Origin of the sequence: Paraburkholderia phytofirmans PsJN (assembly GCF_000020125.1) — a bacterium.
GTDB lineage: Bacteria > Pseudomonadota > Gammaproteobacteria > Burkholderiales > Burkholderiaceae > Paraburkholderia > Paraburkholderia phytofirmans.
The window spans coordinates 1,451,978-1,465,849 of record NC_010681.1 but is presented as its reverse complement, the minus strand read 5'-3'; the positions used below and the strand labels follow the sequence as shown (position 1 = coordinate 1,465,849).

Annotated in this window: 15 protein-coding genes; 9 read left to right on the top strand and 6 right to left on the bottom strand. The window is 64.5% G+C overall.

The window, feature by feature from the left end; translation table 11 throughout:
- Positions 1 to 71 precede the first annotated feature (71 nt).
- The 6 genes from kdpA to BPHYT_RS06420 form a co-directional block, all read right to left on the bottom strand.
- Entirely contained in the window at positions 72 to 1,877 is a 1,806-nt protein-coding gene (gene kdpA, locus BPHYT_RS06445; protein ID WP_012432342.1) for a potassium-transporting ATPase subunit KdpA, read from the bottom strand.
- Complete coding sequence (kdpF, locus tag BPHYT_RS06440; protein WP_011487462.1) at positions 1,874 to 1,966, bottom strand: K(+)-transporting ATPase subunit F; 93 nt, start codon at positions 1,964 to 1,966, stop codon at positions 1,874 to 1,876. Before kdpF ends, kdpA begins: the two co-directional genes overlap by 4 nt.
- Complete coding sequence (locus BPHYT_RS06435) at positions 1,966 to 2,076, bottom strand: hypothetical protein (protein WP_012432341.1); 111 nt, start codon at positions 2,074 to 2,076, stop codon at positions 1,966 to 1,968. The genes kdpF and BPHYT_RS06435 overlap by 1 nt, the downstream gene beginning before the upstream one ends.
- A gap of 258 nt (positions 2,077 to 2,334) precedes the next feature.
- Complete coding sequence (locus BPHYT_RS06430) at positions 2,335 to 3,309, bottom strand: quinone oxidoreductase family protein (RefSeq protein ID WP_012432340.1); 975 nt, start codon at positions 3,307 to 3,309, stop codon at positions 2,335 to 2,337.
- A gap of 49 nt (positions 3,310 to 3,358) precedes the next feature.
- Positions 3,359 to 3,748 carry a methylglyoxal synthase gene (locus BPHYT_RS06425; RefSeq protein WP_012432339.1) on the bottom strand — a complete coding sequence of 130 codons (390 nt, stop codon included), beginning with the start codon at positions 3,746 to 3,748 and terminating at the stop codon, positions 3,359 to 3,361.
- A gap of 63 nt (positions 3,749 to 3,811) precedes the next feature.
- A complete protein-coding gene (locus tag BPHYT_RS06420; protein ID WP_012432338.1) occupies positions 3,812 to 4,591 on the bottom strand; it encodes an SDR family oxidoreductase in 780 nt (259 codons plus the stop codon).
- Positions 4,592 to 4,954: 363 nt separating this feature from the next.
- Between BPHYT_RS06420 and upp the strand changes: the two genes are divergently transcribed.
- From upp to rng, 9 genes are all read left to right on the top strand, one after another.
- A complete protein-coding gene (gene upp, locus BPHYT_RS06415; protein WP_012432337.1) occupies positions 4,955 to 5,605 on the top strand; it encodes a uracil phosphoribosyltransferase in 651 nt (216 codons plus the stop codon).
- Between the two features lie 484 nt (positions 5,606 to 6,089).
- Positions 6,090 to 6,818 carry a YebC/PmpR family DNA-binding transcriptional regulator gene (locus tag BPHYT_RS06410; RefSeq protein WP_012432336.1) on the top strand — a complete coding sequence of 243 codons (729 nt, stop codon included), beginning with the start codon at positions 6,090 to 6,092 and terminating at the stop codon, positions 6,816 to 6,818.
- A gap of 247 nt (positions 6,819 to 7,065) precedes the next feature.
- Positions 7,066 to 8,364: a phosphoribosylamine--glycine ligase gene (purD, locus tag BPHYT_RS06405; RefSeq protein WP_012432335.1), complete on the top strand. Its 1,299-nt coding sequence runs from the start codon at positions 7,066 to 7,068 to the stop codon at positions 8,362 to 8,364.
- A gap of 327 nt (positions 8,365 to 8,691) precedes the next feature.
- On the top strand, positions 8,692 to 9,615 hold the full coding sequence (gene hemF / locus BPHYT_RS06400) for an oxygen-dependent coproporphyrinogen oxidase (RefSeq protein WP_012432334.1): 924 nt from the start codon (positions 8,692 to 8,694) through the stop codon (positions 9,613 to 9,615).
- Positions 9,616 to 9,659: 44 nt separating this feature from the next.
- Positions 9,660 to 10,376, top strand: a complete 717-nt coding sequence (locus BPHYT_RS06395; protein WP_049869142.1) for a nicotinate-nucleotide adenylyltransferase — start codon at positions 9,660 to 9,662, stop codon at positions 10,374 to 10,376.
- A 5-nt stretch (positions 10,377 to 10,381) separates the two neighbouring features.
- Positions 10,382 to 10,846, top strand: coding sequence for a ribosome silencing factor (gene rsfS, locus BPHYT_RS06390; RefSeq protein ID WP_012432332.1), 465 nt, complete (start codon positions 10,382 to 10,384; stop codon positions 10,844 to 10,846).
- 74 nt (positions 10,847 to 10,920) lie between these two features.
- The gene (rlmH, locus tag BPHYT_RS06385; RefSeq protein WP_012432331.1) at positions 10,921 to 11,391 is read left to right on the top strand and encodes a 23S rRNA (pseudouridine(1915)-N(3))-methyltransferase RlmH; all 471 of its coding nucleotides are present in this window, start codon (positions 10,921 to 10,923) and stop codon (positions 11,389 to 11,391) included.
- Between the two features lie 369 nt (positions 11,392 to 11,760).
- Entirely contained in the window at positions 11,761 to 12,390 is a 630-nt protein-coding gene (locus tag BPHYT_RS06380; protein ID WP_012432330.1) for a Maf family protein, read from the top strand.
- Between the two features lie 9 nt (positions 12,391 to 12,399).
- Complete coding sequence (gene rng / locus BPHYT_RS06375) at positions 12,400 to 13,869, top strand: ribonuclease G (RefSeq protein WP_012432329.1); 1,470 nt, start codon at positions 12,400 to 12,402, stop codon at positions 13,867 to 13,869.
- The last annotated feature ends 3 nt before the right edge of the window (positions 13,870 to 13,872 follow it).

Below are 13,872 nucleotides of genomic sequence, written 5' to 3'. Positions count from 1 at the left end.
AATTTCCCGTTTGCGCCTGGTCAGTCATGGGTCGCTTGTGTCATCTCATTTGGTCATCTCGTTGGGCCGCCTCAATGGGCGCCCATCATGATCAGATGTTCGACACCAGGACCGAGCGCGAGCGCGGGCACATAAGTCAGCGCGCCAACCAGCAGCACCGTGCCGAGCAACAGCACGACGAACAGCGGTCCATGCGTGGGCAACGTGCCGCCCGTCACGCCGATGCGCTTTTTCGCGGCAAGCGAACCGGCAATCGCGAGCACCGGAATGATCGTGCCGAAGCGGCCGAACCACATCGCGATCGCGGTGAGCCAGTTGTAGAACGGCGTGCTCACGGTGAGGCCCGCGAACGCGCTGCCGTTGTTATTGGCAGCCGAGCTGAACGCGTAGAGGATTTCGGAGAAACCGTGCGCGCCGGGGTTGGCGATGCCCGCCTTGCCCGCGTCGCTCAACACCGCGATCGACGTGCCGACCAGCACCAGCAGCGGCGTCAGCAAGACGACGATCGACACCATCTTCATCTCGTACGCTTCGATCTTCTTGCCGACGTATTCCGGCGTGCGGCCGATCATCAGCCCCGCCACGAACACAGCCAGCATCGCGAATACGAGCATGCCGTACATGCCGGAACCCACGCCGCCGAAGATCACTTCGCCGAGTTGCATCAGCAGCATCGGATAGAGGCCGCCGATCGGCGTCAGCGAGTCGTGCGTGTTGGCAACCGCGCCGCATGAAGCCGCGGTGGTCGCGACCGTGAAGATGCCCGACTGCGCGATGCCGAAGCGCGTTTCCTTGCCCTCCGCGTTGCCGCCCGACTGCAACGCATTAGCCGACTGATCGACATGCAAGGCGGCGATGGCCGGATTGCCGCCCTGCTCCGCGCTGATCTCGCCGAACACGCAGACGGCAAACGCGATCGTCATGGCGGCGAGCACGGCCACGCCCTGCTTGCGGTCCGCGATCATGCGGCCGAACACCAGCGCCAGCGCGGCGGGAATGATCAGGATCGAGAAGATCTGCAGGAAGTTCGAGAACGGTGTCGGGTTTTCATACGGATGCGCCGAGTTGCCGTTAAAGAAGCCGCCGCCGTTGGTGCCGAGCATCTTGATCGCTTCCTGCGACGCGACCGGGCCCATGGCGAGGGTTTGCGTCTTCACGGGCGTATCGACCGTCACCGGATTGCCCTTGGCGTCCTTCACCGGGTTGCCTTGCGCGTCGAGCTTCGGCGCGGCGTACGTGGTGGTTTGCAGCGTCGGCACGTCCTGATAGGCCTTGAAGTTCTGCACCACGCCCTGGCTCATCAACAGAGCCGCGACGATCGCCGCCATCGGCAGCAACACGTAGAGCGTCACGCGCGTGAGATCGACCCAGAAGTTGCCGATGGTTTGCGCAGTGTGACGCGCAAAGCCGCGAATCAAAGCAACCACCACCACGATGCCGGTCGCCGCGGAGAAGAAGTTCTGCACCGTGAAGCCGAGCATCTGCGTCAGATAGCCGACCGTCTGCTCAGGCGTGTAATCCTGCCAGTTCGTGTTGGTCACGAAACTGACCGCGGTATTGAACGCGCCGTCCACGGTCATCGGGCCGAACTGCTGCGGGTTGCCCGGCAGCCAGCCTTGCACGCGCAACAGCACGTACAGGAACGCCACGCCGAGCACGTTGAAGGCGATCGTGGCGATCGCGTAGTGCTTCCAGCTCATTTCCTTCGACGCATCGACGCCCGCGATGCGATACAGCAGACGCTCGACGGGACCGCCGAAGCGGACCACGCGCGAGCTGCCGTCCATCACGGCGCTGAGATAGCGGGCCATCGGCACCGCGGCTGCCAGCAGCACGACGATGAAAAGGCCCGCTTGCAGGACATTGTTCGAGTTCATTCAATGTCCTCCGCGCGCAACAGCGCATAGACCAGATAGACGAACAGCAGCGCGGTGGCCGCGCCCGATAACCACAGAATCCAGTTCATCAGCGCGCTCCCTGCCCACGACGGAACTGCATCAACTTCTCGCAGCCGGCAATCAAAGCGAAGGTCAGCGCGGCAAACAGCACCAGCCCCCCGACATACAGCACATCCATTTTTGTTCTCCATTACACGGACTTTGGATAGCCGCAACGTTATGCCGAACCGTGTAAAGGCCTGGTCAAAGATGAAGTGGGGGATATAAAAATCGCGTAAACGGACGAGGCCGTTCCATCCTGCGATGGAACGGCCTCGGGTTGGCTGGGCCTGGTTTTGCGGCGTGCGGCGCCGGTTTGACTACGGTTGGGGCGCGACCTTCAATGAGCTTCGTTTTTATACGGCCGTCGCTCTCGCGCTCAGGCCGTCGTCGTGCGTTACGGCAGGAGCACCGTCGAGCCCGTCGTGCGGCGCCCTTCGAGATCCGCATGCGCGCGGCCGACGTCCGATAATGCGTAGCGCTGATTGATGCTCGTCTTGACCTTGCCCGACACCAGCACGTCGAACAACTCGGTGGACGCCGCCTCGTAGTCGCCGCGTTTGGCGATGTAGGTAAAGAGCGTCGGGCGCGTGAAGAACAGCGAACCACGTCCGGCGAATTCCGACGAATCGATCGGCGGCAACGGCCCCGACGCGTTGCCGAAGCTCACGAACAGGCCGAGCGGCGCGAGGCAATCGAGCGAGCCCGTAAACGTGTCTTTACCAATCGAGTCGTACACCACCGGCACGCCCGCGCCGTTGGTGATCTCGCGCACGCGTTTGGTGAAGTTCTCGCGCGTGTAGACGATCGCATGATCGCAACCGTGCGCCGTGGCGATCTCCGCTTTCTCATCCGAGCCGACGGTGCCGATCACCGTCGCGCCGAGCGCCTTCGCCCACTGGCACACCAGCAGACCGACGCCGCCCGCCGCGGCCTGGATCAGGATCGTGTCGCCGGCTTTCACGGGATACGTGCGGCGCAGCAGATAGTGCGCGGTCAGGCCTTGCAGCATCACCGAGGCGGCCTGCTCGTCGCTCAACGCGTCGGGCACTTTCACGACCTGCGCTGCCTGCAGCACGCGTTCCTGCGCATACGCGCCGGGCGGACGGCCCACGTACGCGATGCGATCGCCCACCTTCAGACCGGTCACGCCCGGGCCGAGCGCCGTCACTTCGCCGGCCGCTTCCATGCCGAGGCCGCCGGGCAAAGGCAACGGATAGAGACCGGTGCGGAAGTACACGTCGATATAGTTCAGCCCGACCGCCGTCTGCCTGACGCGGATCTCGCCCGTGCCCGGCTCACCGACTTCGACGTCGACCCACTTCATCACTTCGGGACCGCCGGTTTTATCGAATCGGATTGCTTTGGTCATCTCGTCTCCTTGAGGTTGGTTTTGATTCAGGCGTGCCGGGAGCGAAAGCTCAAACCTGTTGCGTGAGTCGCAAGGTCAGCGAGTCGAGCACCATGCGCGCCGTCGAAATGTTGGTGGCGCAGGGAATGTTGTGCACGTCGCACGCGCGCACCAGCGCGTTGATGTCGGGCTCGTGCGGCTGCGGCGTCATCGGGTCGCGCAGGAAGATCACCATGTCCACGCGCCCTTCCGCGAGCTGCGCGCCGATCTGCAAATCGCCGCCGTGCGGGCCGGACAACATCCGTTCGACCGTGAGGCCGTGCGCGTCGGCAATGCGCCCGCCGGTCGTGCCGGTCGCCACGATGTCGCAGCGCCTGAGCGTGTCGACGTATTCGCCGGCCAGTTTGACGATATCGTCCTTTTTATGATCGTGCGCGATCAGCGCGATGCGGGTGGTCATGACGTAAGACTCCTGAAACCGTTGTGATTGTCGTTGTTGTGGTGACGCTCGATGATGGGCCGCTCAGAACGTGCCCGGATAGGCGCCGCCGTCGATCAGCCAGTTCTGTCCGGTGATATAGCCGGCATGCACGCTGCACAGAAACGCGCAGGCGGCGCCGAATTCCTCGCGCGTGCCGAAACGGCCGGCGGGAATCGTCTTCATGCGCTGCTTGCGCGCCTCGTCGACGGAAATGTTTTGCGCCTTGGCCTGCGCCTGGAAAGTGACGCCGATGCGGTCGGTGTCGAACAGCCCCGGCAGCAGGTTGTTGATGGTCACGCCGGTGGGCGCGACCTTGCGCGCAAGTCCCGCGACGAAGCCGGTCAGCCCCGAGCGCGCGCCGTTGGACAAGCCGAGCACGTCGATCGGCGCCTTCACCGCCGAACTTGTGATATTGACGATGCGGCCGTAACCGTTCGCGCTCATCGAGTCGATGGTCGCGCGTATCAGTTCGATGGGCGTGAGCATGTTGCTCTCGAGCGCGCGGATCCAGTCTTCATGCGTGAAGTCGCGGAAGTCGCCGGGCGGCGGGCCGCCCGCGTTGTTAACCAGAATGTCCGGCTGCGGACACACGGCGAGCGCCGCCGCGCGGCCTTCCGGCGTGGTGATGTCGCAGGCCACCGTCTTCACTTCCACGCCGCTTTGCTTGCGGATCTCCGCCGCGGTCGCCTCAAGCGTCTCGGCGGTGCGCGCGACGATCGTCAGGTTGACGCCTTCGGCGGAGAGCGCTTCCGCGCAGCCGCGCCCCAGGCCCTTGCTCGCCGCGCAGACCAGCGCGGTGCGTCCTGCGATTCCCATGTCCATCAGTGTTCTCCTCGTGAAGTTATGCCGCGTGAAAAACGCCGGGCCGCCGCAAGTTTTCTACGTTCCGTAAAGCTCGGCGCATTGCGACAGGTCTGAGGCAGCATTCTCGGGAAGCCGCGGACCGCCTCGAGCGCTCGCCCCTCGGCCTCGACCCCAGCGACAAATCCAGGGCCCTCTCGCGGCAAAAGTTTCCCCGATTCTAGAAGAATCGGTGCCGGACTGTGCCGGGCCTGTGCAATCTCCGGTATCTTCGGGCGGCACTCTTTCGGTAAACTTGCGCCGTGGCGCGTTCGCCAGCCAGCCGGTTCTCCGGCCGCGCGGCGCGCCGAACCGATCCCTCTAGCCGCCCCGTGCGCACCCGCCATGACCCAGGACAGCCGTTTTCCCAATCTCTTCATCCTCGATCACCCGCTGATCCAGCACAAGCTGTCGCATATGCGCGACCGGGATACCTCGACTCGCACGTTCCGCGAACTGCTGCGCGAAATCACGCTGCTGATGGGCTATGAAATCACCCGCAACCTGCCCATGACCACGCGCCGCCTGACCACGCCGCTCGTCGAGATCGACGCGCCGGTGATCGCCGGCAAGAAACTGGCGATCGTGCCGGTGCTGCGGGCCGGCATCGGCATGTCGGACGGCCTGCTGGAACTGGTGCCGTCGGCGCGGGTGGGCCACATCGGCGTGTATCGCGCCGAGGACCATCGGCCGGTGGAATATCTGGTGCGCCTGCCCGACCTCGAAGACCGCGTGTTCATTCTGTGCGATCCGATGGTCGCGACCGGCTATTCCGCCGTGCACGCGGTCGACGTGCTCAAGCGCCGCAATGTGGCCGGCGAGAACATCATGTTCCTCGCGCTGGTCGCCGCGCCCGAAGGCGTGCAGGTGTTCCAGGACGCCCATCCGGACGTCAAGCTGTATGTCGCCTCGCTCGATTCGCATCTGAACGAGCATGCGTACATCGTGCCGGGTCTCGGCGACGCCGGCGACCGTCTGTTCGGCACGAAGAACTGAACGCGGCCTGAAAAGCGCGCGACGGCGTGCGCCACCCGCCGTCGCCACGCACTTTTCGCGGCGATGGCCGCTATCTCGTCCTCTGCCGCCCCCTTGCGGCGTGATAAAATTCGAATCCGCTCAAAGAGCGGCTCAACTCGCATTACCGTTGACCACACCGCCTGGCGCATCGCGCCTTTCGCGGGGCCTGGCAGGCCGGCGCGGCGTTTGCCGCGCGCCAGCCGCACCTCCCCGTCCCAATCGCGCTGCGAACTCGCGGTCCCGCCAGCCGGACCCGGCTGGCCGTGATCAGGCGCGAAACGCTCAGCCACGGGCGGTCGGCCACGAACAGTTGAGCTGGGCCGTCAGGCAGCGGGCGGTTTGACAGCGAGGCGCACAACACCGCGAACGCGCGCACGGCGCGCGAACACGAGCAAGCGCCCGACATCGCAACGACAATTGCATAATGCGTGCGCCCCAGCGGCGCGCGCGATGGAGAATAGGTATGGCGGGTCATTCGAAATGGGCCAACATCAAGCATAAGAAAGCAGCGGCCGACGCCAAGCGCGGCAAGGTCTGGACGCGGCTCATCAAGGAAATCCAGGTCGCGGCTCGCATGGGCGGCGGCGACATCGACTCGAACCCGCGCCTGCGGCTCGCCGTCGAAAAGGCGTACGACGCCAACATGCCGAAAGATAACGTCAATCGCGCAATCCAGCGTGGCGTGGGCGGCGTGGACGGCGCAAGCTACGAAGAAATCCGCTACGAAGGCTACGGCATCGGCGGCGCGGCGGTGATTGTCGACACCATGACCGACAACCGCACGCGCACGGTGGCGGAAGTGCGTCACGCGTTCTCGAAGAACGGCGGCAACATGGGCACGGACGGCTCGGTGTCGTTCATGTTCGATCACGTCGGCCAATTCCTGTTCGCGCCCGGCACGGCGGAAGACAAGCTGATGGAAGCCGCGCTCGAAGCCGGCGCCGACGACGTCGTCACGAATGACGACGGCAGCATCGAAGTGCTGTGCCCGCCGAACGACTTTCCGAAGGTGAAGTCGGCGCTGGAAGCCGCCGGCTTCAAGGCCGAACTGGCCGAGGTGACGATGAAACCTCAGACGGAAGTCGAGTTCACCGGCGAAGACGCCGTGAAAATGCAGAAGCTGCTCGACGCGCTGGAGAATCTGGACGACGTGCAGGAAGTCTATACAAACGCCGCGATCGCCGACGAATGAGCGCGCCCCGGCGGCGCGTGTTGCGTGGCGCATGCACTTGCCTCGCACCGCGCCAGCGCCGCCGGCCGGCCCTCGCGTCGTTGCTGAGCGGGCGTGCGTGTTGCCTCACGCCGCGCGACCACCCGGGTTCGCACTGTGCCCTGCGCGCCGCCACCGGCTGCTGCGGGCCTCATGCGAACCTTGCTGTCTTTCCACGGCTGAGCGTGCTGCGTCAGCCGTTTATGGTTTTTAAGTCTCGGGGATTCACATGAAGTTACTCGTCGTCGGTTCCGGCGGTCGCGAACATGCACTCGCATGGAAGCTCGCGCAATCGCCGCGGGTTCAGCTCGTCTACGTTGCTCCGGGCAACGGCGGCACCGCCCAGGACGAGCGTCTGCGCAACCTCAACATCACGGACCCGGCTGCGCTCGCCGATTTCGTCGAACAGGAACAGATCGCGTTCACGCTGGTCGGGCCGGAGGCGCCGCTGGCGGCTGGCATCGTCAATCTGTTCCGCTCGCGCGGTCTGAAGATTTTCGGGCCGACCAAAGAAGCCGCTCAGCTGGAAAGCTCGAAAGACTTCGCCAAGGCGTTCATGAAGCGCCACGCGATCCCGACGGCCGAATACGAAACCTTCGCCGACGTCGCCGCCGCGCACGCCTATCTCGACGCCAAGGGCGCGCCGATCGTCATCAAGGCCGACGGCCTCGCTGCGGGCAAGGGCGTGGTGGTTGCGCAAACGCTGGAAGAAGCGCACGCCGCGGTCGACATGATGCTGTCGGACAACAAGCTCGGCGACGCCGGCGCGCGTGTCGTGATCGAGGAATTCCTCGCCGGCGAGGAAGCGAGCTTCATCGTGATGGTCGACGGCAAACATGTGCTGGCGCTCGCGTCGAGCCAGGATCACAAGCGTCTGCTCGACGGCGACCAGGGTCCGAACACGGGCGGCATGGGCGCCTACTCGCCCGCGCCGATCGTCACGCCGCAACTGCACGCCCGCGTGATGCGCGAAATCATCCTGCCTACGGTACGCGGCATGGAGAAGGAAGGCATCCGCTACACCGGTTTCCTGTACGCCGGTCTGATGATCGACGCGCAAGGCAATCCGAAAACGCTCGAATTTAACTGCCGCATGGGCGACCCCGAAACGCAGCCGATCATGGCGCGTCTGAAGGGCGACTATTCGAAGGTGGTCGAGCAGGCCATCGCCGGCACGCTCGATACGGTGGAACTGGAGTGGGATCGCCGCACCGCGCTCGGCGTCGTGCTTGCCGCGTACAACTATCCGGACACGCCGCGCAAGGGCGATCGCATCAACGACATTCCCGCTGAAACCGCGGATTCGGTCACGTTTCACGCGGGCACCACGCTGGCGGACGGCAAGCTGACCACCTCGGGCGGCCGCGTGCTGTGCGTGGTGGGTCTGGCGGATTCGGTGCGCAGCGCGCAGTCGGTCGCGTATGAAACGATCAACCAGATCTCGTTCGACGGCATGCAGTATCGCCGCGACATCGGCTACCGTGCGTTGAACCGCAAGCACGACGTCAAGACGGACGGCAAGCACTGAGGGACGACCCCACTCGCCCGCGTGCGGCGCCAACGGCGCTACACTGCGGGTTTTCGCGACGGGTTTTGCGTCGCGTTTGCGTCGCCTTACGTCGCGTTGCGTCACGCTTTGCACCGGTGGCCACGCCCGCCGCAGGTGGTGGGCCGATATGAACCGGCACGAGCCCAACGTGACCTGACCAAAGCCCGCCTCGGCGGCAGTTTCCCGCCCGAAGCGAAACCCCGTATGGCCGCGCCTTCGCAAGATTCACCCTGACGCGGGCCCGGCCGTCGCCCTTCACGAAGAACCTGCGGCACGATAAGCGTGCCGCCCTCAGCATCTGCATTCATGACCGATTCGAGCTACGACGCACAGGCCGTGCGCAGCTGGCTGCAAGGCCTGCAAACGCATATCGCGGACACGCTCGGCGCGTTCGACGGCACGCCGTTCGCCACCGACGCATGGCAGCGGGCGCCCGGCGAGAAGCTGCGCGGCGGCGGCTACACGCGGATTCTGGAAGGCGGCAAGTTCTTCGAGCGGGCCGGCATCGGTTTCTCGGACGTCGCGGGCGACGCCTTGCCAGGTTCGGCGAGCGCGGCCCGTCCGCAACTGGCCGGTCGCGGCTTCGAGGCGATGGGCGTGTCGCTCGTGCTGCATCCGCACAATCCGCACTGCCCGACCGTGCATATGAACGTGCGTCTGCTGATCGCGACCAAGCCCGGCGAAGAGCCGGTGTTCTGGTTCGGCGGCGGCATGGATCTGACGCCGTACTACGGCTACGAGGAAGACGCGCGGCATTTCCATCGCACCTGCCGCGACGCGCTGCAGCCTTATGGCGCGGACCTCTACCCGAGTTTCAAGCGCTGGTGCGACGAGTATTTCTTCCTCAAGCACCGCAACGAAGCGCGTGGCATCGGCGGAATTTTCTTCGACGATTTTTCGGCGCCAGGCTTCGATCAATCGTTCGCGATGCTCAAAAGTGTGGGCGACGCGTTCCTCAAAGCGTACCTGCCGATCGTCGAAAAGCGCCGCAACATTCCGTACGGTCAGGCCGAGCGCGATTTCCAGGCCTACCGGCGCGGGCGCTACGTCGAGTTCAATCTGGTCTTCGACCGTGGCACACTGTTTGGGCTGCAGAGCGGCGGGCGCACGGAATCGATCCTGATGTCCATGCCGCCTGTGGTGAACTGGCGCTACAACTGGCACCCCGAACCGGGCACGCCGGAAGCGCGTCTTTATAGCGATTTTCTCGTGCCGCGCGAGTGGGTGTGAGGCTCAGGCCCGCACCGCGCATCGTCACGACAAAGGATCTTCACCTGAAGCCGAACGCTCATCCTGTTGCCCTGCCTCGCCGGATCGGACTGCTCGGCGGCACTTTCGATCCGATCCACGACGGCCACCTCGCGCTCGCGCGGCGTTTCGCGCACGTGCTGAAATTGACCGAACTCGTGCTGTTGCCGGCCGGCCAGCCCTGGCAGAAAGCGGACGTCTCGCCGGCCGTGCATCGGCTTGCCATGACGCGCGCGGCGGCTAGCGAACTCGCGTTGCCGGGCGCGACCGTGCGTGTCGCGACCGACGAAATCGAGCACGACGGCCCGACTTACACGGTCGACACGCTGCAACGCTGGCGTGAACGTGAAGGCGAGGATGCCTCGCTTGCGCTCCTGATGGGCGCGGATCAACTGGTGCATCTCGACACATGGCGCGACTGGCGGCGCCTGTTCGACTATGCGCATATTTGCGCGGCCACGCGGCCCGGCTTCGACCTCGCGTCGATTCCGCCCGTGGTCGCAAAAGAAATCGACGCGCGCCGTGCCCGCGCCGACGTTCTGCAAGCCACGCCCTGCGGCCACTTGCTGATCGATACGACGCTTGCGTTCAACGTTTCGGCCACCGACATTCGCGCGCATCTGCGCGAACAGGTAAGCCAGCGGCTCGCCCTCGCAGGCGACGAACAGCAAGACCAGGCGGCGAGCCATGTCCCCACCGCGGTGTGGGACTATATTCTTCAACATCATCTGTACCACCGGTAACCTCAATGGATATTCGCAAACTGCAACGCGTGATCGTCGACGCTCTCGAAGACGTCAAAGCGCAAGACATCAAGGTGTTCAACACCAGCCACCTGACCGCGCTGTTCGATCGCGTGATCGTCGCGAGCGGCACCTCCAATCGCCAGACCAAGGCGCTCGCTTCGAGCGTGCGCGAGAGCGTCAAGGAAAACGGCGGCGACATCGTCAGTACCGAGGGCGAGGACGTCGGCGAATGGGTGCTGGTGGATTGCGGCGACGCGATCGTGCACATCCTGCAACCGGCGCTGCGCCAGTACTACAACCTCGAAGAAATCTGGGGCGACAAGCCGGTGCGCATCAAGCTGTCCACGCCGGATCCGTTCGGCGGCGCGCGCTCGAGCGAACCCGATGAAGACGAGGACGAGGACGAACTCGAAGCAGCGCCGGCCGTGAAGAAGCCCGCGCGCAAGACGGCCGCACGCCGCAAGTAAGTCAGTCAGCCGGCGGGCCGCGGGCGCTTCACAACGCTCTGGTCCGTGATGACATTCGCGTTTTTCGATCCGTCATGAAACTGCATATCCTCGCCGTCGGCCACAAGATGCCGGACTGGATCGCCACCGGCTTCGACGAATACACGAAGCGCATGCCGCCCGAGCTGCGCATCGAGTTGCGCGAAATCAAACCCGAGCAGCGCTCGTCGGGACGGCAGGCGGACAGCGTGATGGCCGCCGAGCGGCTGAAAATCGAAGCCGCGTTGCCGAAGAACGCGCGCATTGTCGCGCTCGACGAACGCGGCAAGGACTGGACCACCATGCAGCTCGCCGGCGCCCTGCCCGGCTGGCAGCAGGACGGCCGCGACGTGGCGTTCCTGATCGGCGGCGCCGATGGGCTCGATCCTCAGTTGAAAGCGCGTTCCGATATGCTGCTGCGCGTCTCCAGCCTGACCTTGCCGCACGCGATGGTCCGCGTGCTGCTTGCCGAACAGCTTTACCGCGCGTGGACCATCACGCAAAATCACCCCTATCATCGCGTGTGAGCGAACGCGGCTGCGCGGAGAATGCGCGGGCGCGAGCGCGGATTGCGTCGAGGATTGCCGGCGCATGTTGCGGGTGCTTGTTGCGGGTGCCGGTTGCGGTCGCGACACCAAATCGCGCCTCGTAGTCGCGCCTCGTATCGCACGTAGAATCGCGCCTTCGCCATGTTGTTCGGTCCGCGCAAGATATCCGCAATGAAGGCGTCTGTGGAGGCGGCCGATTTGCGGCGTTAAGCGACGCGTATGCTGGCGTGCACAACAACGTGCGCGCGGTATGCGTCGTCATGCTCGCACTAACGATTTTCCCACCGCACCGATCGACGCCCGACGCCCGTCGCGCCCTCACGCAATCCGCTTCATCGAGACCTGTTCATGTCCACGTCCGCCGCTTCGCTGCATCCGTTCGTCTACCTCGCTTCGCAGAGTCCACGCCGCCAGGAGCTGTTGCAACAGCTCGGCGTGCGTTTCGAACTGCTGCTGCCGCGCCCCGATGAAGACGCCGAAGCGCTCGAAGCCGAACTGCCCGGCGAACGCGCGCACGACTACGTGCAGCGGGTGTGCGTCGCCAAGGCGCATGCGGCGCGCGCGCGCCTCGTGGCCGGCGGCCACGCAGCGCGGCCGATTCTGGTTGCGGATACAACCGTCACGATCGACGACGCGATACTCGGCAAGCCCGTCGATGCCGACGACGCCGTCGCGATGCTCAAGCGCCTCGCCGGCCGCGATCACGAAGTGCTGACAGCCGTGGCCGTGGTCGATGCCGAGGGCACGTTGCTGCCCGCCGCGCTATCCGTATCGAAGGTGCGTTTTGCTGCACTGCACGCAGACGCGATCCGCCGCTATGCGGCGAGCGGCGAGCCGCTCGGCAAGGCGGGCGCGTACGGTGTGCAGGGGCGCGCCGCGGAGTTTATCGAGCATATCGACGGGTCCTATTCAGGTATCATGGGTTTGCCGCTTTTTGAATGCGCTGCCCTCCTGCGTGCAGCGCGCATCGACTTCTAAAATAACACCATGAATGAAGAAATCCTGATCAATGTCACGCCGCAGGAAACGCGCGTCGCGCTGGTCCAGCAAGGCGCCGTCCAGGAACTTCACGTCGAACGAACGCTGTCGCGTGGCCGCGTCGGCAACGTCTATCTCGGCAAGGTCGTACGCGTGTTGCCGGGCATGCAATCCGCCTTCATCGACATCGGTCTGGAACGCGCCGCGTTCCTTCACGTCGCCGACATCTGGCACCCGCGCATTGCCGGCGAGCCGCAGCATCAGACACCGCATCAGCCGATCGAGAAAATCGTCTTCGAAGGCCAGACGCTGATGGTGCAGGTCGTGAAGGATCCGATCGGCACCAAGGGCGCACGGCTATCCACGCAAGTGAGCATTGCCGGGCGCACGCTCGTGTATCTGCCGCAGGAGCCGCATATCGGCATCTCGCAGAAGATCGAGAGCGAAGCCGAACGTGAAGCCGTGCGTGCGCGTCTGACCGCCGTGCTGCCCGCCGATGAGAAAGGCGGCTACATCGTGCGCACCATCGCGGAAGATGCGACCAGCGAAGAGCTGGCCGGCGACGTCGCGTATCTGCGCAAGACGTGGGCGACGATTCTGTCGCAAGGTCAGCGCATGCCGCCAACCAGTCTGCTGTATCAGGATCTGAATCTCGCGCAACGCGTGCTGCGCGATTTCGTCAACGACGAGTCGTCGCGCATTCAGGTCGACTCGCGCGAGACGTATCAGATGCTGGCCGATTTCGCGGCCGAGTTCACGCCGGCGGTGTCGTCCAAGCTGCACCACTACACCGGCGAGCGGCCGCTCTTCGATCTGTACAACATCGAGGCGGAAATTCAGCGCGCGTTGTCGCGCCGGGTGGATCTGAAGTCAGGCGGTTATCTCGTGATCGACCAGACCGAAGCGATGACGACCATCGACGTGAATACCGGCGGCTACGTCGGGGCGCGCAACTTCGACGATACGATCTTCAAGACCAACCTCGAAGCCGCGCACACCATTGCGCGGCAATTGCGTCTGCGCAATCTGGGCGGCGTGATCATTATCGACTTTATCGATATGGAGAACGTCGAGCATCGCGATCAGGTGCTGGGCGAATTGAAGAAGGCGCTGTCGCGCGATCGCACGCGTGTGACGGTGAACGGGTTCTCGCAGCTCGGCCTCGTGGAGATGACGCGCAAGCGTACGCGTGAGTCTCTCGCGCATGTGCTGTGCGAGCCTTGTCCGGTTTGCCAGGGCAAGGGGCAGGTCAAGACGCCGCGAACGGTGTGCTACGACGTGCTGCGCGAGATTCTGCGCGAGTCGCGGCAGTTCAATCCGCGCGAGTTTCGCGTGGTGGCGTCGCAGCAGGTGATCGATCTGTTTCTCGAGGAAGAGTCGCAGCATCTGGCGATGCTGATTGATTTTATTGGCAAGCCGGTGTCGCTGCAGGTGGAGTCGAATTTGAGTCAGGAGCAGTACGATATTGTGCTGATGTGACTT

Coding starts and splice junctions, on each gene's coding strand:
- kdpA (WP_012432342.1), bottom strand. CDS start 1,877: ATGAACTCGAACAATGTCCTGCAAGCGGGCCTTTTCATCGTCGTGCTG.
- kdpF (WP_011487462.1), bottom strand. CDS start 1,966: ATGAACTGGATTCTGTGGTTATCGGGCGCGGCCACCGCGCTGCTGTTC.
- BPHYT_RS06435 (WP_012432341.1), bottom strand. CDS start 2,076: ATGGATGTGCTGTATGTCGGGGGGCTGGTGCTGTTTGCCGCGCTGACC.
- BPHYT_RS06430 (WP_012432340.1), bottom strand. CDS start 3,309: ATGACCAAAGCAATCCGATTCGATAAAACCGGCGGTCCCGAAGTGATG.
- BPHYT_RS06425 (WP_012432339.1), bottom strand. CDS start 3,748: ATGACCACCCGCATCGCGCTGATCGCGCACGATCATAAAAAGGACGAT.
- BPHYT_RS06420 (WP_012432338.1), bottom strand. CDS start 4,591: ATGGACATGGGAATCGCAGGACGCACCGCGCTGGTCTGCGCGGCGAGC.
- upp (WP_012432337.1), top strand. CDS start 4,955: ATGACCCAGGACAGCCGTTTTCCCAATCTCTTCATCCTCGATCACCCG.
- BPHYT_RS06410 (WP_012432336.1), top strand. CDS start 6,090: ATGGCGGGTCATTCGAAATGGGCCAACATCAAGCATAAGAAAGCAGCG.
- purD (WP_012432335.1), top strand. CDS start 7,066: ATGAAGTTACTCGTCGTCGGTTCCGGCGGTCGCGAACATGCACTCGCA.
- hemF (WP_012432334.1), top strand. CDS start 8,692: ATGACCGATTCGAGCTACGACGCACAGGCCGTGCGCAGCTGGCTGCAA.
- rsfS (WP_012432332.1), top strand. CDS start 10,382: ATGGATATTCGCAAACTGCAACGCGTGATCGTCGACGCTCTCGAAGAC.
- rlmH (WP_012432331.1), top strand. CDS start 10,921: ATGAAACTGCATATCCTCGCCGTCGGCCACAAGATGCCGGACTGGATC.
- BPHYT_RS06380 (WP_012432330.1), top strand. CDS start 11,761: ATGTCCACGTCCGCCGCTTCGCTGCATCCGTTCGTCTACCTCGCTTCG.
- rng (WP_012432329.1), top strand. CDS start 12,400: ATGAATGAAGAAATCCTGATCAATGTCACGCCGCAGGAAACGCGCGTC.